The sequence below is a fragment of the Desulfosoma sp. genome, assembly GCF_052743555.1.
On the sequence record NZ_JBRAHS010000004.1, the window covers coordinates 134,041 to 159,002 of the forward strand.

Below are 24,962 nucleotides of genomic sequence, written 5' to 3' on the forward strand. Positions count from 1 at the left end.
TATGGTTGAAGGTTCGGTGCTCTTTACCGTGGGTGGATAATCCACAAGACACCTTCCCTGTATGTGAAAAAAAAAGCAACGTCAAGGTGCAATTGGATCGTCCACTCTAAGCCCTAGTCCGGTTTTCAGGGACATCACGGCGCTTTTTCGGTCTTTGAGCTCTGCGTGAGATCCAGGCACACGGCGGCGGCCGTCTTGTGCAGGAGTTGAACGTCCGTGAAGTGTTGCAGCTGAATGGCCTTTCCGGGGCATTCGGCAACGCAGGCGCCGCAACCCTGGCATTTGGCCGGGTCAATGTAGGCGGAGCGGCGAACGGATTGGGTAGCGGTCACGACCACGGGAACTTCATAGGGGCAGGTGCGCACACAGGTGAGGCACACGGCGCATTTGGCCGGATCCACCACGGCGACGCGCCCGCCCACAAACAGCTGTTCTCGACTCAGCACGGTGGCGGCTCGAGCCGCCGCCCCCTTAGCCTGAGCGATGGATTCTTCCAGAAACTTGGGGCTGTGCGCCAGGCCGCACAGGTAAAGGCCGGGGCTGGCAAAGTCGAGAGGCCGAAGTTTCACGTGGGCCTCCATGAAAAACCCGTCCGCATCAGTGCTCAGCTTGAACAAGCCGGCCAGCTCTCCATGGGAAGCTCGAGGCACGATAGCGGCGCTGAGGACCACCAGGTCGCATCGCAGGCGGAGTTTTTCTTTCAGGTTTTGATCGAGCACATCAACAAGAACCCTATCTTGCAGAAAACTCACCGTGGGCTTTTCCTCGGGCCGATACCGAAGGAACCGAACACCCACTGCCCGCGCTTGGCGGTAATATAGCTCACGGGTACCAAAGGTGCGAATGTCTCGATAAAGGATGGTAACATGTGCCTTAGGATATTTTTCCTTGATGCGGAGAGCGTTGACCACGGCGGCTGTGCAACAGACGCGGCTGCAGTAGGGCCGTTCCTCGTCTCGAGACCCCACGCACTGAATCATAACCACATGGGCGAGCTTGTCTATGCCGTGGGCGTCCTCCGCAAGCTTCTTTTGCAGCTGCAGTTGGGTGATCACGCGTGGGTCTTCCCCGTAACCATACTCTTTGGGCTGATATTCTTCACCGCCCGTGGCCACCACCAAGGCGCCGTATTCAAGGATTCTTTCGCCATGAGGCGTCTTGGCGCGGCTGAGGAAATGCCCCGTATGGCCTTCAAAAGAAAGGATTTCCGATGCCGTGAGTACCTCAATGTTGGGGTGGTTCAGCACCGTTTCCATGGTCTGGAAAACCACTTTGGTCACATCCAGGCCGCTGGCATGAAAACGCATCCATGCCCGTGCTTGACCGCCAAGCTCTGCCTCCCGTTCCACCAAGTAGGTGAAAAACCCTTGATCCGCCAGATAGCGGGCCGCCGTCATGCCGGCCATGCCGCCCCCAACCACCAGTGCTTTTGGTATCACAGAAACGGGCATCTCATGGAGCGGCTCCAGAAAGAGGGCCTTGGCCACAGCCATGCGCACCAGGTCTTTAGATTTGTTTGTCGCCTCCTCAGGAGTCGTTCCATGCACCCAGGAACATTGGTCTCGAATATTGGCCATCTCAAACAGATATTTGTTGACGCCGGCTTCGCGCAGGCATTCCTGAAAAAGGGGTTCGTGGGTTCTAGGTGAGCAAGACGCCACCACGACACGATTCAGGTTCTTTTCCTGAATGATTTTTTTGATTTTTTCCGTGGAATCTGTGGAACAGGTAAAAAGCAGATTTTCGGCATGGGCCACGTTGGGCAGCGTGGCGGCGTAGTCGGCCACAGCCTTCACGTCCACCACGCCGGCAATGTTGATGCCGCAATGGCACACGAAAACCCCAATGCGGGGAATATCCCCCGGCATGGTACGTTCCCCAACGCTCATGGGCGGTGTCGTGCAGGTGTGCCGGGCTGAAGCGAGCAGGCACTGGGCCGATGCCGCCGCCGCGCTGGCCTGGGCCACAGTTTCCGGAATGTCCTTAGGATCGGTGCTCACACCACAGGAAAACACGCCCGGCTGGGATGTCTGAACAGGATCCATGGGGTCGGCGACGATAAAGCCGAACCGATCCAGCGCCACTCCAAGGGCGTGCGCGGTTTCTTTGGAAGCTTGCGTTGCGCCGAGTCCCACGGACAGCACCACCATGTCAAAGGTTTCTCTTTGCAGCGTATTGTTTTCGTCCACGTAGGATATTTCCAGGCCATGGCCGTCCACGGTCGGGACCACCCGGCTGACCTGGGACCGCACGTAGCGCACCCCGTGCTGGGATTCGGCTCTTTGCCAATACCTTTCAAAACCCTTTCCCATAGCTCTCAGATCGATGTAGAAAATGGTGGTTTCCACATCGGGTTCATGATCTTTGGTGACAATGGCCTGTTTGGTGGCGTACATGCAGCAGACGCTGGAGCAGTAATCCCGCCCGATGGATGCGTCCCGGGATCCCACGCATTGAATCCAGGCGATCCTTTTAGGCACCGCCCCGTCGCTGGGTCGCTGCACATGCCCTTTGGTGGGACCCGAAGCGGCGAGAATCCGTTCGTATTCCAAGCTGGTGATGACATTGGGATAGCGGCCGTAGCCGTATTCGGGTTTTTGCACGGCATCGAAAGGCCTGTAGCCGCAAGCGTAAAGAATAGCGCCCACCTCCACGGTGTCTTCTCGAGGCATCATTTGATGATCGATGGCCTGGGGCAGGCAGGCCTCCACGCACCGGTAACACTCGCTGCACACGCCGCACTGCAAGCACCTTTGCGCCTCAGCGCGAGCCGTTTCCTCATCAAAGCCCAGCTGCACCTCTTGAAACGAGCGAATGCGTTCCGCGGCGTCCAGGCGCGGCATAACGGCCCGGGGCGCTCTAGGAACAGGCTTGTCCGGGCGTGGCGCTGTCCGGCTGGGGACAAACCGCCCTTCCCGCAGATCTACGCCCCGCAGATAGCGATCGATGGAGATGGCCACTTCCTTGCCGGCGGCGATGGCTTGCACCACGCTGGCCGGCCCTGAAGTCACGTCCCCGCCAGCAAAAACGCCCGGTCGATGCGTTTCATAGGTCACCGGATCCACGACGAAAGTGCCCCAGCGACTGACCACAGGGCGGCTTTCCGGGTCCATGGCGTCAAGCACCAAGGGATCGGTCATCAGGCCCACAGCGGCGATGACACTGTCGGTGGGCACGCGGTATTCGGATCCCACCACAGGAATGGGACGGCGGCGTCCGCTTTCGTCGGCTTCTCCCAATTCCATGCGAATGCATTCGACGGCCGTCACGTGCCCTTCGTCGTTGCCGTGAATGGCCACGGGCGCCGCCAAAAAGTGCATCTGAACCCCTTCCTGCAGCGCCTCTTCGAATTCTTCCGGGTTGGCCGGCATTTCCTCTCGACTTCTGCGATAAAAGAGGTGCACCTCGTCGAGCCCCAGGCGCACGCAGGATCGGGCCACGTCCATGGCGATGTTGCCGCCGCCGATCACCGCCACCTTGCGGCCGAGTGGAGGTCTATGACCGCTGTTCAATAGTTTAAGAAAGCTGGTTCCCGTGTAGACTTCTTTCAGGTTTTCGCCGGGAATATTGAGTTTGAGGTCCGTCTGGGTGCCGATGGCCAGGAAAAAGGCTTCGTAGCCTTCTCGGCGAAGGTCTTCCAATTGAAAATCCTTGCCCAAAGCGGTGTTGGTGCGAATTTCCACGCCAAGCCTTTGAATGTAGTCGATTTCGGCCTTGAGCACTTGGCGTGGCAGGCGGTACTCAGGAATGCCGTAGCGCAGCCATCCGCCCGGCTCCGGCATGGCTTCAAAGATGGTCACACTGTAACCTTCCAGAGCCAGATAGTAGGCGGCGGTCAAGCCGGCCGGGCCCGCTCCCACGATGGCCACTCGCCGACCGTTGGCCTCCTTTTTGGCTGGCAGCGGCCCAGGGCCGTTCTGAGCTTCCCAATCGCAGACAAACCTTTTCAAGAAATCAATGGCCACCGGTTCGTCCACCGCGCCTCGGCTGCAGACCTTCTCACAGGGATGGTGGCACACGCGTCCGCACACGGCCGGCAAAGGATTGTCCTTGCGAATGAGGTCCAGGGCTTCCCGGTACCGACCCTGGGCGATCAAAGCAATATAGCCCTGAACACTGATGCCCGCAGGACACGCCGCCTTGCACGGGGCCATGCCTTTTTTGTCAATGGCAAAGGTCGAGGGAATGGCCTGAGGAAAGTGACGGTAGATGGCCTTACGGGTGTCGAGACCCTGGTTGAAATCGGCGGGAATGTCTATAGGGCACACGCGCACACATTCGCCGCATGCCGTGCAGCGGTCTTCCAGCACATAGCGCGGTTCGCGGCGCAGTGTCACCTGAAATCGGCCCGGCTCGCCGGCCAACTGCGTCACCGTCGTGCGCGTCAGAATCTCAATGTTGGGGTGGCTCGCCACCTCGATGAGTTTAGGCGAAATCATGCAAGTGGAACAGTCGTTGGTTGGAAAGGTCTTGTCCAGCTTGGCCATGTTGCCGCCGATGCTGATGTCCCTTTCCACCAGCAGGACGCGAAAGCCGCTGTTGGCCAAATCTAAGCTTGCCTGCATTCCGGCAATGCCGCCCCCTATGACCATAACCGAACCATTCACAGATCCTGGGGATGCCGATTGCGCGCTCATGACGCCTCCCTCTCGTCTTTTCCGATGCCGTTTTTCGGATGGAACCGATGGCTGTGATGGCGTTACCGACCCATGGTGGCCAGCAGGGGCTCGCCATCTACCATATGCCGTTTGATCCAGTCTCGTGCCTTAGTTTCTCCAAGAGCGAAGCCGATAAGGTCGGTGAAGTAAAAGACGGGAATGGATGAGACGAGTCCCTGTTCCCGAACGATGCGGTTTTGGTACAGATCCAGATTGGCATGGCACATCTGGCAAGAGACCACGATGCAGTGGGCCCCCTGGTCCAAGGCTCTTTTCAGAAGCTTGCCCACCAGAGCTGATACCAGGTCCGGACGGGCGACGGCATGACTGGCCCCACAACAGTCGGTTTTGAACGGCCAGTCCAGAACCTCCGCACCCACCGTTTCCATAAGGCGATCCATGGCGGTGGGGTTTTCCCAGGACGGGGCATCGGTGATTTTGGGGGGCCGGTTGACCATGCATCCATAGTAGCACACCGCCCGAAGGCCGTGGAGAGGCCGCACAACGCGTTGTTGGATTACCCGCATTATGGAGGGCTGACTGAAATAATCCACGAGATCCCAGACGCGCACCTGGGGGTCCTCTTCGGCCGAGGGCTCCTGGGTGGCCTTTTTCTTCAGGACCTTTTGCGCTGTTTTCAATCGATTGTAACAAAGGGCGCAGGGCGCCGTCAGGTCTTTCAGGCCCTGCTGACGGGCAAGAAAAAGGTTTCGAGCCGGCAAGGCCACGGAAAGATCATGGTCCAGACTGTGCGCGGCCGTTGCCCCGCAACAGTTCCAGTCTTCCAGTTCCACGAGCTCAATGTTCAGCAACCGGCAGACCCCTTCGATGGACGCTGCATAATCGCGCGCCGTCCCTTCCAACGAACATCCGGGATAATATCCGAGCGCCAACATACCTACTCCTTTGTCAGCCCTGAGGAAGACGTCGACGAGCCCGTTTTTCCATTGGATTCCGTGGGCTTTGTAAAAAGGCCCCGCACCTCGGCAAAGTGGCGAACGCCACGGGGTCTCAAAGGCAGTCGGCCTCGATGCCACAACGCCACTCCGAGGCGAATCTCATCCCAGAGGGTTCCATCGGCGAGCTTGGCTTTCCAGGCGCCGCTGGAAAGCATGTAGCGCTGCATGAGGCCGGTTTCAAACACACGGCCTCGCCGAGCGATATCGTCGAGAAAAGCCTTGTGAAAGGCGTAACTCAGATTGCGCCGCGCATCTACAAAGCCTTTGGCATGGGCTTGTTGTTTAAGGTAATCCATAAGGCCCGCAATGTCGATCTCATTGGGGCATCGCGTGGTGCACGTTTCACAGGACGAACAGACCCATATTGTGGAGCTGGAAAGCACCTTTTCCTCAAGGCCCAAGAGAAGGTAGCGCACAATCTGGTCAGGGTAATGGTCCATGGCAAAGGTTAAAGGACAGCCATTGGTGCATTTGCGGCACTGGTAGCACAGCTCTGGCTGAATGCCGCTCAGGGCCAAGACCCGTTCTGTGGCATCGTAATTCGGTTCCAAGACAACCCCATCCATAAGCTCTTCCATAGCCACCTCCAGGCAAAAAAAAAGAGAACGAGACAACAGTCCCGCTCTCTATGAAGGAAAAGGGCGCCGTCTTCCACAGCGCCTTGGCGCGACAAGGCACCCCTTTTAGGGCGCAAGAAACTCTGCCACCAGCTGATCCCACTTGAGGTGTGACACATTTCCATAGATGTCCTCAATGACTTCGCCACCGGTTGCTGCCAGGGGGACTTCGCTCTCTGGAGCCACCAAGGCCTCCAACCGGTGCACCTCAGCGCCAAGCCAGGTTCGAGCGGCCTGGTCGGTGTACAGTTCCGCCAGATCCTTTTTGAGATGGCGTGGCTCCACCACCACGAGCCATCCGTTCCCGTAGGGATCTTCCTTGATAATCTGAGGGTTCTCCACGGCTTTGTGGTTCAAGGCCACGACCACGCCGTTCACAGGGGCCACGAGCGGGGCGATTTTCTCTTCGCGTCGAAAGGTCCATGCCGGAGCGCTCCTTTCCAGGTGAACACCCAACTTGGGTAGCCGAACGTGAGTGACATATCCTAACAAGCGCATGGTGAAATCATCAACCCCAAAACGCACCAATCCGCCATGGTCCACGCGGGCCCAGGTGTGCCGTGGATGGTAATAGTAGCCGTCCGCCAGCAAGAATCCCGAAACGTTATGCAACTCAGCCGTTCCAAGGACCTCACTCATCGAACGGTGCTCCAGCTCCTGATCAAATTCGCAGGAGGCGCAATCATAAGCGTTGCCGCAGTGGCGCACGGGCACGCGCCCCGTGATCATGTGGCGGCATTCCTTTTGGTTGTAGGTTTTTTCTTGATACACAGACCGCCATGCTTGAAAATGGGCGTCACCGGTTTCCAGCCTTTGGGACATGGCCTTGTCAAAGGCGCAGGTGAGGCAATCGTAGGCATTGTCGCATAACTTGAAGTTGATGACACCGGCCTTCATCCACACACAGGGATGGTTTCCCTCAAGACCGAAAACGCGAACCCTAGCCTTTTTGCTGTGAATGGATTGCACCTTCATGATGATAACCTCCTTGTTGAGGGTCTTCGCTTACCCAGATAAGGAGCACAGAGCATGCCAAAGACGCCTTGCCCCATGGGCTCAAGACCCTGCGGGCTCTTAGGTCTCGGCGCATTTGCGGTTATGGTGAAAGTATCAACACCCTGTGGTTTTGTTCGACACAAGGCTGGGGCTGCTCCATGGCCTTGGCGACGATGAGTTGTGAGCGGGGCAGAGGAGGGACCAGGATGACTGGCCGTGGCAAGGATCGGCCGATGCGCATTGCCGTCATCGGCGGTGGCCGCCGGTGTAAGGCGCTTCTAGAAATGATGGACGAGCGGCGCTTTCCGGGTCTCAGAGCGCAGATTGTTGCCGTGGCCGATCCCGATCAGGACGCGGTGGGGGTGCAGCGGGCCAGGGCCATGGGCATCATGGTCACGGCGGATTACAAGGATTTTTACAAGATTCCCGACCTGGATCTGGTCATTCAGCTGACGGGCAAGGAAGAGGTGCTGGAGGATTTCGTCAAGCACAGCCCGGCCAAGGTGCGCGTGTTGGAGTCGGCCATTTCAAGGCTTTTTGGAGACATCATTCGGTGTCAGGAAGAATGCCTTTTGCGCGAACGCCAGCTGGAATTGGTGGAAGGCATTGTGGAAAGCATGTTTTCCAGTATTCGAGACCGAGTGGTGATCCTGCAACCGGACCGAAAGATCGTCGATGCCAATGAAGCCTTTCTCGAATGGGTGGGTCTCAGCAAGGAAGAGATTCTCGGCAAGTTTTGCCACCAGATCTCCCATCGATCCTTGCAACCCTGCCCCCATCCCTCCCCTCACTGCCCTCTGGAAGAATGCCTGCAGACGGGCAGTGCCGGCCATGCCATTCATGAGCATTACAATCGAAACGATGAGGTGCGCTACTGCGAGATTACCACCATGCCGCTCAAGAGCCGGAGCGGGGCTGTGGAACTGGTCTTGGAGGTGCAAAGGGACATCACGGACGAGCTGGAACAGAAGCTGGAACAAAAAACGCAAGCCCTCAAAAGGGACTTGGCCCGGCTCATTCACGAAGACAAGATGATCGCCCTTGGAAAAATGGTGGCCAGCGCCGTGCACGAAATCAACAATCCTCTGTCGGGAATCCATGCCCTGGCGAAGCTCATGCGGCGCCAGTTGGACGAGGGCCTATCGCCGGGCGATCTGGAACAGTTTAAGTACTATCTGCAACTCATCGACACGGAATCGGAACGGTGCAGCACCATTGTTTCCAATTTGCTCTCCTTTTCCAGGCAACACAAACTGGAACGACGCCTTTTTGATGTGAACCAAGTGATTGAAAACGTGGTCTTGCTGAGCCGTCATCGCATGGAGTTGCAGCACGTGACGCTGATATTGGAACTGGAGCATGCGTTGCCGGAAATCGAAGGCGATGCGGGCCAAATTCAACAGTGTTTCATCAACCTCATTTTCAATGCCCTGGAAGCCATGCCCGAGGGAGGGCGGTTGACGGTGCGCACGGCCTTGAATGCCAAGCACCGGGAGGTGCGCGTGGAAGTGGAAGATACGGGTGTGGGGATACCCAAGGAACTATTGTCCCAGATTTTTGAACCCTTCTTCAGCACAAAGAGCCAGGACAAGGGCGTAGGGCTGGGGCTTTCGGTGGTGTACGGTATCGTGAAGGAGCATCGCGGCACCATTTACGTCAAAAGTGACGTGGGAAAAGGTTCATGTTTCATTCTTCGATTTCCCATTCCATCGAAAACCTCGTGTGAAGGACGGGAACCGTAATGACGGGGCGCTTCAAGATCCTCGTGGTGGACGACGAGCTTATCGTGCGGGAATCCTTGGTGGGCTGGCTCAAAAAGGGGGGCTACATGGTGGGGGCTGTCTCGGGGGGCCGAGAAGCCCTGGAGAGCCTGGAACGAGCCGGCTATGATTTGGTGTTTCTCGACATCAAAATGCCGGACATGAACGGCATCGATGTGCTCAAGGAAATCAAGCAACGATATCCCGGTACCATGGTGGTCATGATCACCGCCTACGGCTCTGTGGAAAGCGCCGTGGAAGCCATGAAGCTAGGCGCCAACGATTACTTGATGAAGCCTTTTGAGCCGGACCAATTGAGCCTTTTGGTGGAAAAACTGCTGCAGCACAAAAAACTCATCGACGAAAACATTCTCCTTCGAGAACAGATCGCCACGGCGGCAGTGGAACGCTACCAGGACATGATCGGCGTGTCCCCGGCCATGCAGGCCCTTTTTGAGATGGTGGAGCGAGTGGCCGCCGTGGATTCTCCAGTCCTGATCAAGGGAGAGACGGGCACAGGCAAGGAACTGGTGGCCAAGGCCATTCATGCGCGAAGCCCTCGCCGCTATGGTCCGTTTATTGCCATCAACTGCGGCGCCTTTACGGAAAGCCTTTTGGAAAGTGAACTCTTTGGCCATGAAGTGGGCTCCTTTACGGGGGCTGTCAAGGCCAAGAAGGGGCGATTGGAACTGGTGCGCGGAGGCACCCTTTTTCTCGACGAAGTGGGCGAGATTCCCATGAAGATGCAGGTGGACCTGTTGCGCGTTCTGGAAGAGCACAAGATGCATCGGGTGGGAGGGACCCGCGACATTACCGTGGATTTTCGACTCATTTCCGCCACGCATCGCGACCTGAGCAAAGCCATGGAAGAAGGCTATTTTCGCCGAGATTTCTACTTCAGACTCAATGTGGTGGAACTGGAAGTGCCGCCGCTGCGAGCCCGTCGGGAAGATATTCCGCTGCTGGCTGACTTTTTCCTGCGTCGGTTTCGAAAGGAGACCAACAAGCCGGTGGAAGGCTTGGACAAAAAAGCCGTGGAGCTCCTGTGCGCGTACGACTGGCCGGGCAATGTGCGGGAACTGGAAAACGCTGTAGAGAGGGCCGTGGTGCTGGCTCAGGGGAGAATCTTGACCGAGGACGATTTCGCCTTCTTGCGGAAAACCTATGGAGCGGTGGAACCCCAGTCCCTGGAAGACATGGAAAGGCTGCATATTCAGCGTATTCTCAAACAGTGCCGCGGAAACATCAGCCAGACGGCACGCGTGCTGAAGATCAACCGCACAACGCTGCATCATAAGATCAAAAAATACGGATTGCAGGGGAGCTCGTGAGGGCCGCCGAAGACGCTGAGGGCTTGGCCGAAGGACGGCTGCACGCCGCCATCGCCGTGGTGCCTATGGGTGATGTGGGGGAAGCGGCCGTGCGCATTGTGGCCGCCAATATACAGGCGGTGTTGGGCCTGCCGACGGACAGATTGCCGCGGATTGCTGTTCCTGAAGCATGCTACGTTCCGGAAAGGCGCCAATACGACGCGGCGGGACTTATCGGCCATCTTCAGGCCTGGAGTGCGGGGCTACCGTACTTAAAAGTTCTGGCCCTGCTCGCCGCAGACATGGGTGTTCCCATTTTGCGCTTCGTTTTCGGAGAAGCGCAACTGGGGGGGCGCTGCGCCGTGGTTTCGGCCTTTCGACTGCGCCGCAACCCGGACGGCACGGACGTGGGATTGGAACACTCTTACGAAAGATTGGCTAAAGTGGCCCTGCACGAAACGGGACACACTTTTTCGCTTTTTCATTGCGACGATCCGGGATGTCTGATGCATTTTGCCCCCAGCGTGGAGCACCTGGACCGCATCCGCCTCTTTTTCTGTTCCCGATGTGATTTTTTGTGGAAAGAAACCCGTAAGAGCCTGGCCATGGAGCGTGCCTTGGGAAAACGCTCCACGAGCCGTCAGGCGCCTTGACAAGAAAAACCCATTGGATATAGATTGGTCTGTGAAAATTGTCCCATTATCCGCACCGCGCACGCCATGGGCACCGGCCGGAAGATGCACAGAGCCCGTGGCCACATCCCGCAGGAGTGATCGATGAGCGATTTTGAACCCAGAATCGTGGCCTTTTGTTGTATGTATTGAGCCTACACGGCCGCGGACCTGGCAGGTTCCATGAGGCTCACCTATCCACCTAATGTGCGCATTGTCAATGTGCCTTGCACGGGTCGAGTGGACATGATGCACTTGTTGAAGGCCATAGAGACGGGAGCGGACGGGGTGTATGTGGCTGGCTGCATGGAGGGGGAATGCCATTTTCGCAATGGCAACATCAAGGCTAAGCGGCGGGTCATGGCTGTCAAGAAGATTTTGCAGGACGTGGGGCTGGAGCCGGAGCGTGTGGAAATGTTCCATGTGTCGGCATCCGACGGCCCTCGATTTGCGGCCATCGCGCGGGAAATGACGGAGCGGATTCGAGCCCTCGGTCCCAGCCCTTTGCGGGGATAGAGGAATGTGTTTCGTGGATGGAGGCCGGTTGATCGGCTGAAGTTTCGAGACGGCGGTGAGCCAACGCGCAGTGGGAGTGCGGACGTATTTGGCCCGCATCACGGGTGACGGACCAGTCTGCGGGTGTGCGCACCCGAGGACGCGCTAAGGGAGGGAAGGATTTATGGTTGTTGCCGAAAGGAAACCCATCGAGGAAATCCTTGCGATGGTGGCCGACTTTAAGAAGGTGTTGTTGGTCGGCTGCAAGGGGTGCGTGACGGTCTGTTGTGCCGGCGGCACCAAGGAAGTGGGCATTTTGGGTTCCGCGCTCCGCATCGCCAGGAAAAAGCAGGGCAACCCGTTGGAGGTCGTGGAGCACACGCTGGAACGCCAGTGCGATCCCGAATATGTGGATCAATTGGCTCCCATGCTCAAGGACAACGGCTTTGATGCGGTCTTGTCCATGGCCTGCAGTGTCGGCCCCCAGTTCATCGCCAAGAGGTACACTATACCCGTGTACCCCATGCTGAACACGACATTCATCGGCGGTGCCTTGGAACACGGCGTGTGGGCCGAATTCTGCCAGTCCTGCGGCAATTGTATCATTCACAACTTCGGTGGCTTATGCCCCATCGCGCGCTGTTCCAAAAGCCTCATGAATGGGCCGTGCGGCGGGTCCGCCAACAAGAAGTGTGAGGTCAGCCCGGAAATCGACTGCATCTGGCATCTCATTTATGACCGTATGGTGGAACTGGGGCAATTGGAAAAGTTGCGCCCCGTGTTTCCCATCAAGGATTGGTCCACGAGCCGCGATGGTGGTCCTCGAAAGATCGTCAGGGAGGATTTGAAGCTATGAAAGCCGGAAGCAACCTGGAGAAAGTTTTTACTCAAGGGCATTTCGCCGTCACTGGTGAGTTGGGTCCTCCCCGCGGCGCCTCCGTGGAAGTCATCCAAAAGAAGGCGGGATACTTGCGCGGTGTGGTGGATTCCATCAACGTGACGGATAACCAAACCTCGGTGGTGCGCATGTCCAGCGTGGCCGTGTGCAAGCTCCTGTTGGACATGGGCTTGGAGCCCAACCTTCAGATGGTGTGTCGGGACCGCAACCGCATAGCCATGCAGAGCGATCTCCTCGGTGCTTATGCTCTTGGCATTCGCAACGTGCTGTGTCTTTCCGGAGACCACAACCGCTTTGGAGACCACCCGCAGGCCAAGAACGTCTATGACGTGGATTCCATGCAGCTACTCAGTATCGTGAAAAAGCTCCGCGACGAAGGCAAGATGTTGAGCGGGCAGGAACTGGAAGGGGTGCCAAAGTTCTTCATCGGAGCGGCCGCCAATCCCTTTGGAGATCCCTTTGAATTCCGCGTGACACGACTGGCCAAGAAGATTGATGCGGGGGCGGACTTCATTCAGACCCAGTGCATCTACAACATGGAAAAATTCAAAAAATACATGCACATTGCCCATGAAGAGGGGTTGACCGAAAAGTGTTACATCATGGCGGGCATCACACCCCTGAAATCCGTGGGCATGGCCCGATACATGGCCAATTTTGTGCCGGGTTTGGACGTGCCGGACTATTACATCAATCGCCTCAAAGGCGTGGACAAGAAGAAACAAGCCGACGAGGGGATCAAGATCGCCGTGGAGCAGATTCAAGAGGTTCGGGAAATACCCGGCGTCAAGGGTGTGCACCTGATGGCCATTGAATGGGAGCACAAGGTGCCGGAGATTTTGGAAGCGGCAGGATTGCTGCCGCGGCCCTCCGTGAACTGATCCCGACCGAAAGGGCGACATACCGAGAGGTGGAACGAAAGTTCCGCCTCTTTTTTTATTGTTGCGGCGGCCCCACGACATGGAAGGGGTAGGCCTGTGGAGGGTTCCTCGGGAGGTGTGGTTGACAGGAAGGCCTGGTGGCGCATAAGATGACGCGCCTTTGGCACAGAGGGCGAAGCGGCGCGCATAAGGAGGATTTCTCCATGGGTTTGACGGTGGCTTTTGGAGGCAAGGGCGGCACGGGCAAAACGACCCTTGCTGGCCTTTTGATTCGCTACCTGATTGAAAAGGGCATGAGGCCCGTTTTGGCGGTGGATGCCGATTCCAACGCGAATCTCAATGAGGTTCTGGGTGTTCCCTTGGAGGAAACCCTTTCCCAGGCTCGAGAGATGATGAAAAAAGACGTGCCCACGGGGATGACCAAGGACATCTTCATGGAATTGAAGATGGAACAGGCCCTGGTGGAAGGGGACGGTTTCGATCTGATCGCCATGGGCCAGCCCGAAGGGCCGGGGTGTTATTGTGCGGCCAACAATCTGTTGGCGAGCCTTTTGGACCGATTGATGAAAAATTATGAATATTTGGTCATTGACAACGAAGCCGGCATGGAACACTTCAGCCGCCTGACGCAAAAGGATGTGGATGTGCTCGTGCTGGTTTCCGACCCCAGCCGTCGAGGTTTGATGGCTGCCTGCCGCATTTCGGAACTGGTGGATTCTTTGCCCATGCGGGTGGGCAAGAAGATCTTGGTGGTGAATCAGGTCCAGGGGCCTTTGTCCTATCCTGAAGAGGTGGTCAAGGTGTTTTCCAACGGCCATATCTACACCATGCCTGCGGATCCCCTTTTGGCGCAGTTCGACATGGAGGGCAAACCCACGAGTCAGCTGCCCAGGGATGCCCAAGTGGTGCAGGCGGCCTGGACCCTCTTTGACACAATGCTGCAAGACATCAAGAAGGCATGAGAGAAACAGGGCCGGCCTGCGGGCCGGCCGCAGACGAGGTCGAATCGCTGTTGCGTGAAGGAAAGGCGCTCACAAGGAGGGGAAGCCATGGTGGCCGTTGGACAGGCTTTGCTCAGCGTCACGGACAAAACGGGGCTGGTGTCTTTCGCGCAAGGCTTGGTGCGGCACGGGGTTCGGCTGCTGTCCACGGGCGGCACGGCCAGAGTGCTCAAAGAAGCCGGAATCCCTCTTCGAGAAGTCTCGGATTACACAGGGTTTCCAGAGATGCTGGACGGTCGGGTGAAGACGTTGCAGCCCAAGATTCATGGGGGCATCTTGGCTGTGAGGGATCGGCCCGAGCACATGGCGACGTTGGCGGCGCACGGCATCGAACCCATCGACATGGTGGTGGTAAATCTGTACGCCTTTGAGAAGACCGTCGCGGATCCTCGGTGTCGCTTTGAAGAGGCCATTGAAAACATTGACATCGGAGGTCCTGCGCTCATTCGCGCCGCCGCAAAGAACCATGCCCATGTGGTGGTGGTCACGGATCCTGAGGACTACGCGGCGGTGCTTCAAGAGATGGATGCCCAGGGGGGAAAGGTTTCGGCGCCGACGCGGCTGCGTTTGGCCGCCAAGGCTTTTTGCCTAACCCATCGATACGACGGAGCCATCTGCCGTTATCTGGAAGCCCGGTAGGGGGATCGCAGCAGCACAACCATGGGGTGACAAAGCGGGGATTTCCCCGCTTTCGTGTTCTTGGTGCCTTGGCCTGTGAGGAAGCATTCATGAAGATTCTTGTCGTGGGTAGCGGCGGTAGGGATCATGCCATTGCATGGAAATTTGCGCAAAGTGATCGTGTGAAGAAGGTTTATGTGGCCCATGGCAACGCGGGCATTTCGCAAATCGCCCAGTGTGTCCCTGCACAAACGCCGGAAGAAATCGTGGACTTTGCCGAAAGGGAAAGGATCGATCTAACCTTTGTGGGACCGGAAAAACCTCTTTCGGCAGGCATTGTGGATCTCTTTGAACGGCGCGGTCTGGCCATCATTGGGCCCGATCGCCAAGCCAGTCGGCTGGAATCGAGCAAATGCGACACCAAGGTGATGCTGCAGGCTCTGGGGATTCCGGTGCCGGAATTTGCCGTTTTTTCGGACCCCGAGGCCGCCCGAGCCTATGTGCGCTCGGTGGGATACCCCGTGGTGGTCAAGGCCGACGGGTTGGCGGCGGGCAAGGGGTCTTTGGTGTGCGACACTGTGGCCGAAGCGGAAGCCGCTGTTCACGAGATTATGGAAGAGAGAATTTTCGGTGACGCCGGATCCCGTGTGGACGTTGAAAAACGCCTTTACGGCCGCGAACTGTCCTTTTTTTGTTTTTCCGACGGTTACACCCTTGTGCCCATGGTGGCCGCCCAGGACTACAAGCGCGCCGGCGACAACGATGAAGGCAAAAACACCGGTGGCATGGGATCCTATTCTCCTCATCCCTGGCTGGATGAAGCCCTGGTGGAAACCATCATGAACCGGGTGGCCAGGCCTTTGATTCACGGCATTCGTGAAAAGCACGGCATTTTGTACCGCGGTGTCCTCTACCTCGGCTTGATGCTCGTGCAGGAACCCTCAGGCATCACGCCCTACGTGCTGGAGATCAACATTCGCTTGGGGGACCCGGAGGCTCAGGTCATTCTGCCTCGATTGAAAACCGATCTGGTGGACATCTGCGAAGCCATACTGGCCGGTCGCCTTCTGGACGTGCCCTTGGAATGGGATTCTCGGTACCGCTTGTGTTTAATCGCCGTTAGTGGTCGGACCAAGGGGAAAAAAGGCTGGTACAAAGGCTATCCGGATCGCTACAAGATCGGCGTGGCCATTCGAGGCCTGGAGAGCGTCGATCCCCAGTGTTTGGTGTTCCATTCAGGCACGGGCTGGGGTGATGACGGATCACTGGTGACCACGGGAGGACGAGTGTTTGGGATTGTGAGTTCGGGCGAGACCTTGGCTGAAGCCCGAGGCGTGGCCTATCGAGAGATGGAAAAAGTCTCCTTTGAGGGCATGTATTACCGCAAAGATATCGGCAAGGATTGAGAAAGCTCGCCCATCGAGTGGAAAAAAGGCGGCCGGGTGCATCGAGCCTTTGCCGGCTACGCTGCGTCTCCATCATGCATGGGGACAAGACGACCCCAAGGCGTGCTTTACGAACGGAAAAAAAGGATCAGATGACCTGGGATTGTGGATACGATGACGCTCAAAAAACCTTTGGTCGGCGTTTTAATGGGAAGCGACTCCGATCTTCCGGTCATGGAAGGGGCTTTTGAGGTGCTTCGACAATTTGGGGTTCCTTTTGAAGCGGCCGTGCTTTCGGCGCATCGAACACCGGAACGGGTGGTGCACTATGCCGACACGGCGGCGGACAGGGGCCTCAAAGTGATCATCGCCGCTGCGGGCTGGGCGGCTCATCTGGCCGGCGTGGTGGCCTCCAAGACCATTCTTCCCGTGATCGGAGTCCCTGTGGATTCCTCGCCTCTGCACGGCATGGACGCTCTGTTGTCCACGGTCCAGATGCCACCGGGCGTTCCTGTGGCCACCATGGCCATCGGTAAAGGGGGCGCGCGCAATGCCGCTCTGTTGGCCACGCAGATTTTGGCCCTTTTCCATGACGAGCTAGCGGAAGCTTTGAAGCGGCACAGGGCGGACATGGCCGCAGATGTTTTGGCGAAGAACGTCAAGATTGACGCGTCCGTGAGGGTTGAGGGACTGTGATGGCCTCCTTTCGGCGATGGAGAGCTCCCTTTCACCGAATGCCGAAGGATTTGGAGCAGGTGCTGGGCCGAGGCGGCGTGGTGATTTATCCCACGGAAACCGTCTACGGCGTGGGTGGGGACCCTCGAAATGCCGCCGTGATCGAGAGAATTGTCACCCTCAAGGGTCGCCCTGGGCACAAACCCTTTCCCCTTATCGCGGCGGATCTGGACTCGGTGCGGCACTGGGTGCGGTGGCGCTCCGATCCTCTGGACCGCCTTGCCAAACGCTTTTGGCCCGGCCCTTTGACTTTGGTGCTGCAAGCCGCCTCCAACGTTCCGAAAAGCCTGCAGTCAGCGGAAGGAACGGTGGCCGTTCGAGTGAGTGCGCATCCTGTGGCAACCCTGATGGCTAAAGCCTGCGGCGGCGCCCTGGTGGCCACCAGTGCGAATCTTTCCGGACAACCTCCTGTTTCCAACCCCGCGGCACTGTCCCGCGCCTTGCTGGATGCGGTGGATGGGCTGGTGGATGGCGGCCCCCTGCCGCCCTCCCTTCCTTCCACATTGGTGGCCGTGATATTTGAGAAGGAAGGCTTTTCCTGGAAAGTGTTGCGCAAAGGGGCGGTTTTGGAGGAAGATCTCAGAGCGTTTTTTCATGAGGAAACCGTGGCCGCGTCAACGGAGGACCTTTGATTTATTGGTTGATTCCAGTTTTGGGGCTCGGTGCGGGGCTTTGCGTGTCGGGCTGGTGGTGTTCTCGACAGTGGCGAAAAACCTTGCAAGGACCCAGGCGGGTGGTGCTCACAGGCGGAGGCACGGGAGGGCACGTGAACCCGGCCTTGGCCATTGCGGAAGCCATCAAGAAGCGGGAACCGGAAACGCGGTTTCTTTATGTGGGGGTGGCTGGCAAGGCGGAAGCCGTCATTGTAAAAAAGGCGGGTTTACCCTTGCGGTTCGTGTCTTCTCGGGGACTTCCGGGATTTCGACCGTCCCTGGATCTGGTGCGCTTTGGTGTCGCCGTCACGTGGGGCCTGCTGCAATCTATGGGGATTTTGGTGCGGTTTCGGCCCCATTGGATCATCGCCACGGGAGGCTACGTGAGTGCTCCCATTGTCATGGCCGGCTTTGTGCTCAGAGCCCTTGGCATCGGCCCGGTGAAAATCTTTCTTCATGAACAAAACAGCGTTCCCGGCCAGATGAATCTCCTTTTGGGGCGCTACGCCCACCGGGTGCTGCTCACCTTTCCCCAAACCCTCAGCTACTTTCGCAAGAACGGTTCCGTTGTGGGTTATCCCGTGCGCCACTCCATTCTGGATATCCCCAGGGAGGAAGCTCGCCAAAGGCTGCCTTTCCCCCTTCCCGAAGGACGGCGCGTGGTCTTTATCTTCGGCGGCTCCCAAGGGGCTCGAACGATTAACCGGGCTGTGGTGGAGGCCCTGTCCGTGCTGGCAGCGCATCGCGACAAGCTTTTTGTCATTCACGGCATGGGGTTGGCCGTCTCGCAAGACTATCATGCCGTCCATGACACCGAAGCCTTGCTCAAAGCCCGTTACGGCGAAGAAACCGTGGCCTCCTTCAGCGACTTCTACTACCGCCAAGACTATTTTCATCAGATCGCGGAAATCTACGCGGTCAGCGACCTGGTCGTGTGCCGCAGCGGCGCCGGCACTCTCAACGAACTGGCCCGACTGGGGAAGCCGTCTTTGCTTATTCCTAAAGCCAACCTGCCCGGCGACCACCAGGTCATGAACGCGAGGGCCATGAAACGGGCGGGAGCGGCCGAGGTGCTTTTTGAAGACACAGTGATTGAGAAGGGAGAACTTCGAGATCATTTGGACGGGGAGGTTTTGGCGGCCAAAATTTTGGAACTCCTGGCCGAAGAAGCCAGACTCCAGGAAATGTCCGAACGATGCCGCCAGCTTTTCAGAAAACAAGCGGCGGCCAGAATTTTGAGCGAGTTGTACGGCGATCGCTCTTTTGACAATGGTTGGCATTATCCGACCCTGCAATCCTTTTCCCCGCTCCTTACCAATCAGCGGCTGCTGCACCGCCTGCAAAAGGCCTACAATGCGGACCCATTGCGTTACGATCCCGAACAGATTCAAGGCATTTCAGAAGATTTGCCCTATTACCGATACAGAGCCGCGGCCCTTTTGGTGCATCCCTCATGGACCATGCGAAACCTGGGCGTCAAACTCATTGGCCTGACACGATACCAGGAAAAGACGGCCACACTCTTGCACATGCTTCTGGATCGCACGCCCGCTTCACGGCTCGAGCGCTGGTTTGGCGGAGACTTTCGGCAGGTGGGCTTCATTCGTCGCAACGTCATTTCTGCTCTAATGGTCATGAACCGCATGGACCCTTTGGTGGAAGAAGCGCTCATGGCCGCCATGGACGACCCATATTACGAGGTGAGGGCGCAGGCATGCCGCGCTGTTTCGCACTTCGGCCGTTATCTGGCGGGCAAGGAACCGTGGCTAAAGGTCCTTTTGAAAAAACTTGAGGACCGGTGTTTCGAGGTCAAAGTGGAGGCGGCACGGGCCCTTGGGGAAGTGGGGACCGACGGCCGAGCCCTGGAAGCCCTCCTCAATCTCGGCGAAGCCTTTCACTGGCAGGTGCGCAATGCGGCGCTCGTGGGTGTGCGCCGACTCTTGGAGAGGCAGGTGATTTGGCCGTGCGAAGAACTCTCGCACAAACTGCCCCGGTTTATTCTGACCGCTCCCGACTTTCGTCCCCACTTCGTCATTCGAGAAAACTACAATGCGGTGACGCGCCTGTGTCAACGTGCCGAATCGGGGGAGTTTTAACGCCGTGCCGGCGGAACCGGACGTTGCGGTGGGGAGAAAGATATGATTTACGAGCTGGCGAATTTGATCCTGGACGCATGGCCGGCCTTTTCGTTTCTCAGGCTGATCAATTACCTGACCTTTCGAGCCATCATGGCGGCGCTGAGCGCTGCGGCTTTTGTGTTTATTTTCAGCAGACCCTTTATCTTGTACATGCACCGAAGGGGTTTTCAGGATCAGAGTCGAGAGACGGGTCTTTCCACCCATGACAAGAGCGGCACCCCCACCATGGGCGGGGTTTTGATTGTCAGCGCTGTGATGTTTTCCATGGGGCTATGGGGCAATTGGCACAATCCCTTTTTGCAATGGCCCGTGCTCGCCATGCTCTGGCATGCTCTTATGGGTTTTGCGGATGATTACCGCAAGGTTGCTCGAAAGAGCGGCAACAAGGGGCTGTCGGAGAGAACAAAACTGGCCCTGCAAAGCCTCTTCAGTGCCGGTTTTGCCTGGGTCATGGTGGGCCCCCTTTCTCCACTGGGTCCCGATATGGCCGTGCGCCTCTATGTGCCGTTTGTCAAGGTTCCCCTCTTCACCCTCCATCCCCTTCTCTATGCCCTTTTCATCTTCCTTTTCGTCATCTTTGTTTCCAATGCCGTCAACATCACCGATGGACTGGATGGGTTGGCCATCACACCGTCTTTGTTCGTCATGAGCGTGCTGGGGGTGTTTGCCTACGTGCAGGGCAACACCATCTATTCGGCCTACCTGTTCTACCCTTATCTCAAAGGGGCGGGGGAATTGACCGTTTTTGGAGCGGCTGTTGTGGGGGCCGGATTGGGGTTTCTCTGGTACAACGCCTACCCGGCGCAGATTTTCATGGGGGATACAGGGTCCTTGGCCATCGGTGGCACCGTCGCAGTCATTTCCGTTCTTCTGAAACAGGAATTTCTCTTTCCCATCCTTGGAGGACTTTTTGTGGCCGAAGCCTTGAGCAGCCAGATTCAGGATAAAATCGGCGTTCGTTGGTTGGGACGGCGCCTTTTTTACCGGGCTCCTCTGCACCATGACTTGCAGCATCGAGGCATCGCGGAAACCAAGGTGGTCATCCGCCTGTGGATCATCTCCGGTCTGCTGGCGCTCGTAGCCCTGGCGACCCTCAAGATTCGATAAAGGAACCTGCCGCCGTTTATTGGAAATCAACCGGGAATGTTCTTGTCCGGAACCCTTCGGCCGACGCAGTCATAATGAAATCCCAGGGCCTTCATCTGCTGCGGTTCATACACATTGCGCAGATCCACGAAAACGGGTTCAGCCAAAAGGGCTTTGAGGCGCGAAAGATCCAAGGCTCGGTATTCGTTCCATTCGGTAACCAGCACCACACAGTGCGCGCCCTGGCACGCTTCATAGGGGGACGAGCAGTACTGGACTTCCGGAAGCAGCTTGGCGGCTTCTTTCATGGCCTGGGGATCGTGAGCGCGCACAACGGCCCCGTGTTCCATGAGGGCCGGAATGATGGTCAAGGCGGGGGCCTCTCGCATGTCATCGGTTTCAGGCTTAAAAGCTAGGCCAAGCACCGCGATGATCTTTCCCGCTTCCGTGCCGCCGAGGGCGGCGCGAATTTTTCGAATCATGCGAGCTTTTTGGGCGGCGTTGACTTCCACAACCGCTTCTACGATTCTGCAGGCGACCCCGTGTTCCTGAGCGATTCTCAACAAGGCCAGGGTGTCTTTGGGAAAGCAGGATCCCCCGTAGCCCGGACCCGGATGCAGGAACTTTCGCCCAATGCGCCCATCCAACCCCATGCCTTTGGCGACGGCGTGCACGTCGGCCCCCACTTCTTCACAGAGGTTCGCCATTTCGTTGATGAAGCTGATCTTGGTGGCCAGAAAGGCATTGGAGGCGTACTTGATCAGTTCCGCCGTTTCAATGGTGGTGATCACAAAGGGGGTTTCAATGAGGTACAGAGGCCGATAGATGGCTCGAAGCCGCTCTTCCGCTTGAGGGCTTTCCACACCGAGAACAACCCGATCAGGGCGCATAAAATCGGCAATAGCCGCACCTTCCCGCAAGAACTCGGGGTTGCTGGCCACGTCGAAACGGGCTTGAGGATTTTCCTGGGCAATGATGCGTGCCACTTGCCTGGCTGTGCCCACCGGCACGGTGCTCTTATTGACCACTACAGTGTAGTCCCTCAGGCGCGGCGCAATGGCGCGAGCCGCCTCAAACACGTAGGTGAGGTCCGCATAGCCGTCGCCGCGGCGTGAAGCCGGCGTGCCCACGGCGATAAAAACCACGTCGGCCTCCGCGATGAAAGGGTCGAACTCGGAAGAAAACGATAACCTACCAGCGGCGCAGTTCTTTTCCACCATGGGCTGAAGCCCGGGTTCGTAAATGGGAACGTGGCCTTCCCGCAGCCGCCGAATCTTTTGAGTATCGATATCGATGCAGGCGACCTGGTGGCCGAATTCCGCAAAACAGGTCCCGCTGACCAAGCCCACGTAGCCTGTGCCGATCACCGCTATTTTCATTGTCTCCCCGTCTTTGAATGCTGTAAGCTTAATATTGCTAAAAAAACAATCCTTAGCGCACGCCACTTTAGCACAGCCGTTCAAGAAGTGAAGAGCGAAGCCATGCTCCGGTCATCCTTGGGGACAAAAATCTTTGCAGCCATTGTGAGCGTCAGCGTTGTTACGCTGGCCATCACGGGCGGCTTTCTTTTCTGGCACGGAACCGCCCTGCTTCGGCTCAAGAGCACCGAAGAGCTCTTCACGGCATCCAATGCCATCGCCCACTACGTGGAGCACAGCCTGGAGGAGGCGCTGCGTTGGCTGGACGCTTGCCAGATTCCCATGGCGCAACAGATCGACAGTACCCACGGGGACTCATGGCAGGAAAATGAGGCCTCGATCAAGCACACCTTTTCGGAATATTCCCGCCATCTTTTCCAAAGCTTTTCATGGATTGTGGCGTTGGCTTTTCGAGATACCTTCGGAAAAATTCTTTTGAGTCACGGTAAAGAAAGCCTGCTCATCCCATCCCTCGGCACCTGTGATCCCCTTGCGCTGCTTCCGAAAGCGTGTTTAGTTCGAGGTCCTGAATCCACGAACACGCAAAAAGTTTATATGGAGTTGGGGCTGAGCCGAACCTCTGCGGGTCAACCCTGGCCCTGCTCATGGACCTTTGTGGTGGACCTGTCCGCATTGGTCGCCTCGGCTCCCGTGCCCGCGAGACTCTTGAACGAGATCATGGTGGTTCTGGGTCGACCTGGTCGGGCCGAGGCCGCCGTCCTCAAAGGGGTTCCCTGGGCGGAGTTGCATCTTCAGGACCAACTTACCTCGAAACTGGGTCAGATATTTCTCGGCGCTCGAGGCGTGGAGCCGGGCCCCATAGAAGTGGAAAGCCAGAGGGTCCTGGTGGCTTCCAGTCCCTTGCCGAATTTGCGCTGGCCCCTGGCTGTGATCGTGCCGGTGAAAAGGGCCTGCATGTCGCCCTCGGCCCTTGTTAAGACCCTTGCCTGGGTCTGCATCTTGAGTGTGGTCCTGTCCTTGGTGGCCGCCCGGTTTGCCGCGTCGCGCCTGGTCCGCCCTCTTCGACGCCTTCAGGAAGCATTTCGACAATTCAGCCAAGGGCAATGGAATGTACAAGTGCCGGTGACCTCAAACGACGAAGTCGCCGAATTGACCGATGGCTTCAACAAGGGTGTGGTGTTTCTCACGACCCAGCACCGAAAACTCAAACGATTTCAAACGCTGGTACAGCAGGCTCAAGACGCCGTCGTGCTGTGCTCCCCCAAAGGCAACTTGGTCTATGTCAATCCGTCGGCCTACAGCTTCTTCGGCTTTCATCGCCGGGAGGATGCGCTGCTTAAGCGGCTTCACGATCGGGTGTGTGCGGCGGATCGAGAACGCTTTGACCACGCTGTCTGGCCGCGCATGCTTGAAGGGCCATGGGAAGGGGAAATCCGTTTCTGCCGCCGGGATGGCAAGATTCAAGTCGGGTGGCTTCGTGCCGGCACCGTCCCCGATGAAACGGGGGACACCCCCTTCGTTTACGCCATCATTCGCGATATGACCGATCGCAAGGCGGCGGAAGAGGCGTTGCAGAATGCGGAGGAATACTATCGCACGCTGTTTCGCACGAGCCCGGACGCCATTGTGGTGACCGATCCTTCGGAAGTCATTGTGGACATTAACGAACCGGGCTTTTCCACTGTTTTCGGTTATGAACGCCTCGAAATTCTCGGCCGCCCCATCGCCGATCTTCTGGCGGAAGGACCTCAAGGCAGCTCGGTGTCCGCTCTCTCGGCGATCCAAGGATCCGAACGCATCACCGTCAAATGGCGCCGCAAGGACGGCTCCGTTTTTCTGGGCGAAGCCACGCAGGGCGTCCTCAAGGACGCCAAGGACCTATGGCGCGGCTCTGTTCGCGTCATTCGCGACGTAAGCGAACGCGAAGCTTTCTTGGAAAGATTGGAAAAAACCTATCACGAACTCAAGAGCTTGGATGAGCTCAAGGACAAATTCCTGGCCGGGGTCAGTCACGACCTGCGCACGCCGCTCATTCCCGTGAGGGCCTTTTTGGAAAAACTGCTTCAGGGCAAATGGGGGCCTCTGACGGCAAGGCAGGAGGAATTTCTTCGCTATTGCCTGATCGGCGTGAGCCGAGAAATGATCCTTGTGGAAGAGCTGCTGGATTATACGCGCCTGAAATCGGGAAACCTGACCCTACGCAGGGAAAACGTGGACCTTCAGGACGTGCTTCGCGCCAGCCTCTTTCTTCTCAGAATCCTGGCCGAAACCAACCGACTCACCGTTGCCGTGGACCTGCCTTTGGATCCTGTGCCCATTGTCGGCGACTATAACAAGCTGCTTCGCATCTTTCACAACCTCTTTTCCAATGCTGTCAAATACAACCGACCCGGAGGCCACGTGACGGTTCGAGGGGCATGGGAAAGCCCTCGACGATTTCGCGTGGCCGTGGAAGATTCCGGCATCGGTATTCCGCAGGAAGACTTGCGGCGCATTTTTGACGATTTCTACCGTGTAGGGATGAGCGGAACTGTGGTGCGAGGATCCGGCATCGGGCTGGCGGTCGTGAGGGAACTGGTGCACCTGCACGGCGCCGAGCTGGATGTGCAAAGTACTTTAGGTGTGGGAAGCGTCTTTGCCATCACTTTTCCCGTCATGGGCGATGCCCGGAACGAGGAAACGTCGTCCATAGGGTAAGGCTTGGGATGAGGAAGGGACAGCA

General features: G+C 57.5%; 18 protein-coding genes and 1 pseudogene. 14 read left to right on the top strand and 5 right to left on the bottom strand.

Annotated elements, in window-relative coordinates; translation table 11 throughout:
* Window positions 1–134 precede the first annotated feature (134 nt).
* The 4 genes from ACUVSA_RS03920 to ACUVSA_RS03935 all read right to left on the bottom strand — a co-directional run bounded on the left by ACUVSA_RS03920 (window position 135) and on the right by ACUVSA_RS03935 (window position 7,209).
* Complete coding sequence (locus ACUVSA_RS03920; protein ID WP_445893864.1) at window positions 135–4,637, bottom strand: NAD(P)-binding protein; 4,503 nt, start codon at window positions 4,635–4,637, stop codon at window positions 135–137.
* Window positions 4,638–4,699: 62 nt separating this feature from the next.
* Window positions 4,700–5,554: a CoB--CoM heterodisulfide reductase iron-sulfur subunit B family protein gene (locus tag ACUVSA_RS03925; protein ID WP_445892540.1), complete on the bottom strand. Its 855-nt coding sequence runs from the start codon at window positions 5,552–5,554 to the stop codon at window positions 4,700–4,702.
* A gap of 2 nt (window positions 5,555–5,556) precedes the next feature.
* Complete coding sequence (locus ACUVSA_RS03930; protein ID WP_445893865.1) at window positions 5,557–6,195, bottom strand: 4Fe-4S dicluster domain-containing protein; 639 nt, start codon at window positions 6,193–6,195, stop codon at window positions 5,557–5,559.
* Window positions 6,196–6,300: 105 nt separating this feature from the next.
* Window positions 6,301–7,209, bottom strand: a complete 909-nt coding sequence (locus ACUVSA_RS03935) for a glycine cleavage system protein H (protein WP_445893866.1) — start codon at window positions 7,207–7,209, stop codon at window positions 6,301–6,303.
* 227 nt (window positions 7,210–7,436) lie between these two features.
* On the opposite strand from ACUVSA_RS03935, the gene ACUVSA_RS03940 reads away from it, so the two are divergent.
* The 13 genes and pseudogenes from ACUVSA_RS03940 (at window position 7,437) to mraY (ending at window position 20,882) form a co-directional block, all read left to right on the top strand.
* Window positions 7,437–8,972: an ATP-binding protein gene (locus tag ACUVSA_RS03940; protein WP_445893867.1), complete on the top strand. Its 1,536-nt coding sequence runs from the start codon at window positions 7,437–7,439 to the stop codon at window positions 8,970–8,972.
* The gene (locus tag ACUVSA_RS03945) at window positions 8,972–10,321 is read left to right on the top strand and encodes a sigma-54-dependent transcriptional regulator (RefSeq protein ID WP_445892536.1); all 1,350 of its coding nucleotides are present in this window, start codon (window positions 8,972–8,974) and stop codon (window positions 10,319–10,321) included. Before ACUVSA_RS03940 ends, ACUVSA_RS03945 begins: the two co-directional genes overlap by 1 nt.
* Entirely contained in the window at window positions 10,318–10,953 is a 636-nt protein-coding gene (locus tag ACUVSA_RS03950; RefSeq protein WP_445892535.1) for an archaemetzincin family Zn-dependent metalloprotease, read from the top strand. The genes ACUVSA_RS03945 and ACUVSA_RS03950 overlap by 4 nt, the downstream gene beginning before the upstream one ends.
* Window positions 10,954–11,076: 123 nt before the next feature.
* Window positions 11,077–11,487: a hydrogenase iron-sulfur subunit gene (locus ACUVSA_RS03955; RefSeq protein WP_445893868.1), complete on the top strand. Its 411-nt coding sequence runs from the start codon at window positions 11,077–11,079 to the stop codon at window positions 11,485–11,487.
* Between the two features lie 163 nt (window positions 11,488–11,650).
* The gene (locus ACUVSA_RS03960; RefSeq protein ID WP_445892533.1) at window positions 11,651–12,322 is read left to right on the top strand and encodes a methylenetetrahydrofolate reductase C-terminal domain-containing protein; all 672 of its coding nucleotides are present in this window, start codon (window positions 11,651–11,653) and stop codon (window positions 12,320–12,322) included.
* Window positions 12,319–13,245 carry a methylenetetrahydrofolate reductase gene (locus ACUVSA_RS03965; RefSeq protein WP_445892532.1) on the top strand — a complete coding sequence of 309 codons (927 nt, stop codon included), beginning with the start codon at window positions 12,319–12,321 and terminating at the stop codon, window positions 13,243–13,245. The genes ACUVSA_RS03960 and ACUVSA_RS03965 overlap by 4 nt, the downstream gene beginning before the upstream one ends.
* A gap of 203 nt (window positions 13,246–13,448) precedes the next feature.
* Window positions 13,449–14,207 carry an ATP-binding protein gene (locus tag ACUVSA_RS03970; RefSeq protein ID WP_445892531.1) on the top strand — a complete coding sequence of 253 codons (759 nt, stop codon included), beginning with the start codon at window positions 13,449–13,451 and terminating at the stop codon, window positions 14,205–14,207.
* An 87-nt stretch (window positions 14,208–14,294) separates the two neighbouring features.
* Window positions 14,295–14,882: pseudogene (locus tag ACUVSA_RS03975) on the top strand (IMP cyclohydrolase); the annotation flags it as partial.
* 92 nt (window positions 14,883–14,974) lie between these two features.
* On the top strand, window positions 14,975–16,270 hold the full coding sequence (gene purD / locus ACUVSA_RS03980) for a phosphoribosylamine--glycine ligase (RefSeq protein WP_445893869.1): 1,296 nt from the start codon (window positions 14,975–14,977) through the stop codon (window positions 16,268–16,270).
* Window positions 16,271–16,423: 153 nt separating this feature from the next.
* Window positions 16,424–16,945 carry a 5-(carboxyamino)imidazole ribonucleotide mutase gene (gene purE, locus ACUVSA_RS03985; RefSeq protein WP_445892529.1) on the top strand — a complete coding sequence of 174 codons (522 nt, stop codon included), beginning with the start codon at window positions 16,424–16,426 and terminating at the stop codon, window positions 16,943–16,945.
* Between the two features lie 38 nt (window positions 16,946–16,983).
* A complete protein-coding gene (locus ACUVSA_RS03990; RefSeq protein WP_445893870.1) occupies window positions 16,984–17,616 on the top strand; it encodes an L-threonylcarbamoyladenylate synthase in 633 nt (210 codons plus the stop codon).
* Window positions 17,613–19,733 carry a glycosyltransferase gene (locus ACUVSA_RS03995; RefSeq protein ID WP_445893871.1) on the top strand — a complete coding sequence of 707 codons (2,121 nt, stop codon included), beginning with the start codon at window positions 17,613–17,615 and terminating at the stop codon, window positions 19,731–19,733. Before ACUVSA_RS03990 ends, ACUVSA_RS03995 begins: the two co-directional genes overlap by 4 nt.
* A gap of 42 nt (window positions 19,734–19,775) precedes the next feature.
* Window positions 19,776–20,882: a phospho-N-acetylmuramoyl-pentapeptide-transferase gene (gene mraY / locus ACUVSA_RS04000; protein ID WP_445892526.1), complete on the top strand. Its 1,107-nt coding sequence runs from the start codon at window positions 19,776–19,778 to the stop codon at window positions 20,880–20,882.
* A gap of 26 nt (window positions 20,883–20,908) precedes the next feature.
* Here the strand turns inward: mraY and ACUVSA_RS04005 are convergent, their stop codons facing one another.
* On the bottom strand, window positions 20,909–22,240 hold the full coding sequence (locus ACUVSA_RS04005; RefSeq protein WP_445892525.1) for a UDP-glucose dehydrogenase family protein: 1,332 nt from the start codon (window positions 22,238–22,240) through the stop codon (window positions 20,909–20,911).
* Between the two features lie 117 nt (window positions 22,241–22,357).
* Between ACUVSA_RS04005 and ACUVSA_RS04010 the strand changes: the two genes are divergently transcribed.
* Complete coding sequence (locus ACUVSA_RS04010) at window positions 22,358–24,937, top strand: PAS domain S-box protein (RefSeq protein ID WP_445893872.1); 2,580 nt, start codon at window positions 22,358–22,360, stop codon at window positions 24,935–24,937.
* Window positions 24,938–24,962: the final 25 nt, after the last annotated feature.

What these genes read in the sequence shown, in the direction of transcription:
- ACUVSA_RS03935 (WP_445893866.1), bottom strand. Translation starts at nt 7,209, where the DNA reads ATGAAGGTGCAATCCATTCACAGCAAAAAGGCTAGGGTTCGCGTTTTC.
- ACUVSA_RS03930 (WP_445893865.1), bottom strand. Translation starts at nt 6,195, where the DNA reads ATGGAAGAGCTTATGGATGGGGTTGTCTTGGAACCGAATTACGATGCC.
- ACUVSA_RS03940 (WP_445893867.1), top strand. Translation starts at nt 7,437, where the DNA reads ATGACTGGCCGTGGCAAGGATCGGCCGATGCGCATTGCCGTCATCGGC.
- ACUVSA_RS03920 (WP_445893864.1), bottom strand. Translation starts at nt 4,637, where the DNA reads ATGAGCGCGCAATCGGCATCCCCAGGATCTGTGAATGGTTCGGTTATG.
- purD (WP_445893869.1), top strand. Translation starts at nt 14,975, where the DNA reads ATGAAGATTCTTGTCGTGGGTAGCGGCGGTAGGGATCATGCCATTGCA.
- mraY (WP_445892526.1), top strand. Translation starts at nt 19,776, where the DNA reads ATGATTTACGAGCTGGCGAATTTGATCCTGGACGCATGGCCGGCCTTT.
- purE (WP_445892529.1), top strand. Translation starts at nt 16,424, where the DNA reads ATGACGCTCAAAAAACCTTTGGTCGGCGTTTTAATGGGAAGCGACTCC.
- ACUVSA_RS03925 (WP_445892540.1), bottom strand. Translation starts at nt 5,554, where the DNA reads ATGTTGGCGCTCGGATATTATCCCGGATGTTCGTTGGAAGGGACGGCG.
- ACUVSA_RS03990 (WP_445893870.1), top strand. Translation starts at nt 16,984, where the DNA reads ATGCCGAAGGATTTGGAGCAGGTGCTGGGCCGAGGCGGCGTGGTGATT.
- ACUVSA_RS03970 (WP_445892531.1), top strand. Translation starts at nt 13,449, where the DNA reads ATGGGTTTGACGGTGGCTTTTGGAGGCAAGGGCGGCACGGGCAAAACG.
- ACUVSA_RS03960 (WP_445892533.1), top strand. Translation starts at nt 11,651, where the DNA reads ATGGTTGTTGCCGAAAGGAAACCCATCGAGGAAATCCTTGCGATGGTG.
- ACUVSA_RS03965 (WP_445892532.1), top strand. Translation starts at nt 12,319, where the DNA reads ATGAAAGCCGGAAGCAACCTGGAGAAAGTTTTTACTCAAGGGCATTTC.
- ACUVSA_RS04005 (WP_445892525.1), bottom strand. Translation starts at nt 22,240, where the DNA reads ATGAAAATAGCGGTGATCGGCACAGGCTACGTGGGCTTGGTCAGCGGG.
- ACUVSA_RS03945 (WP_445892536.1), top strand. Translation starts at nt 8,972, where the DNA reads ATGACGGGGCGCTTCAAGATCCTCGTGGTGGACGACGAGCTTATCGTG.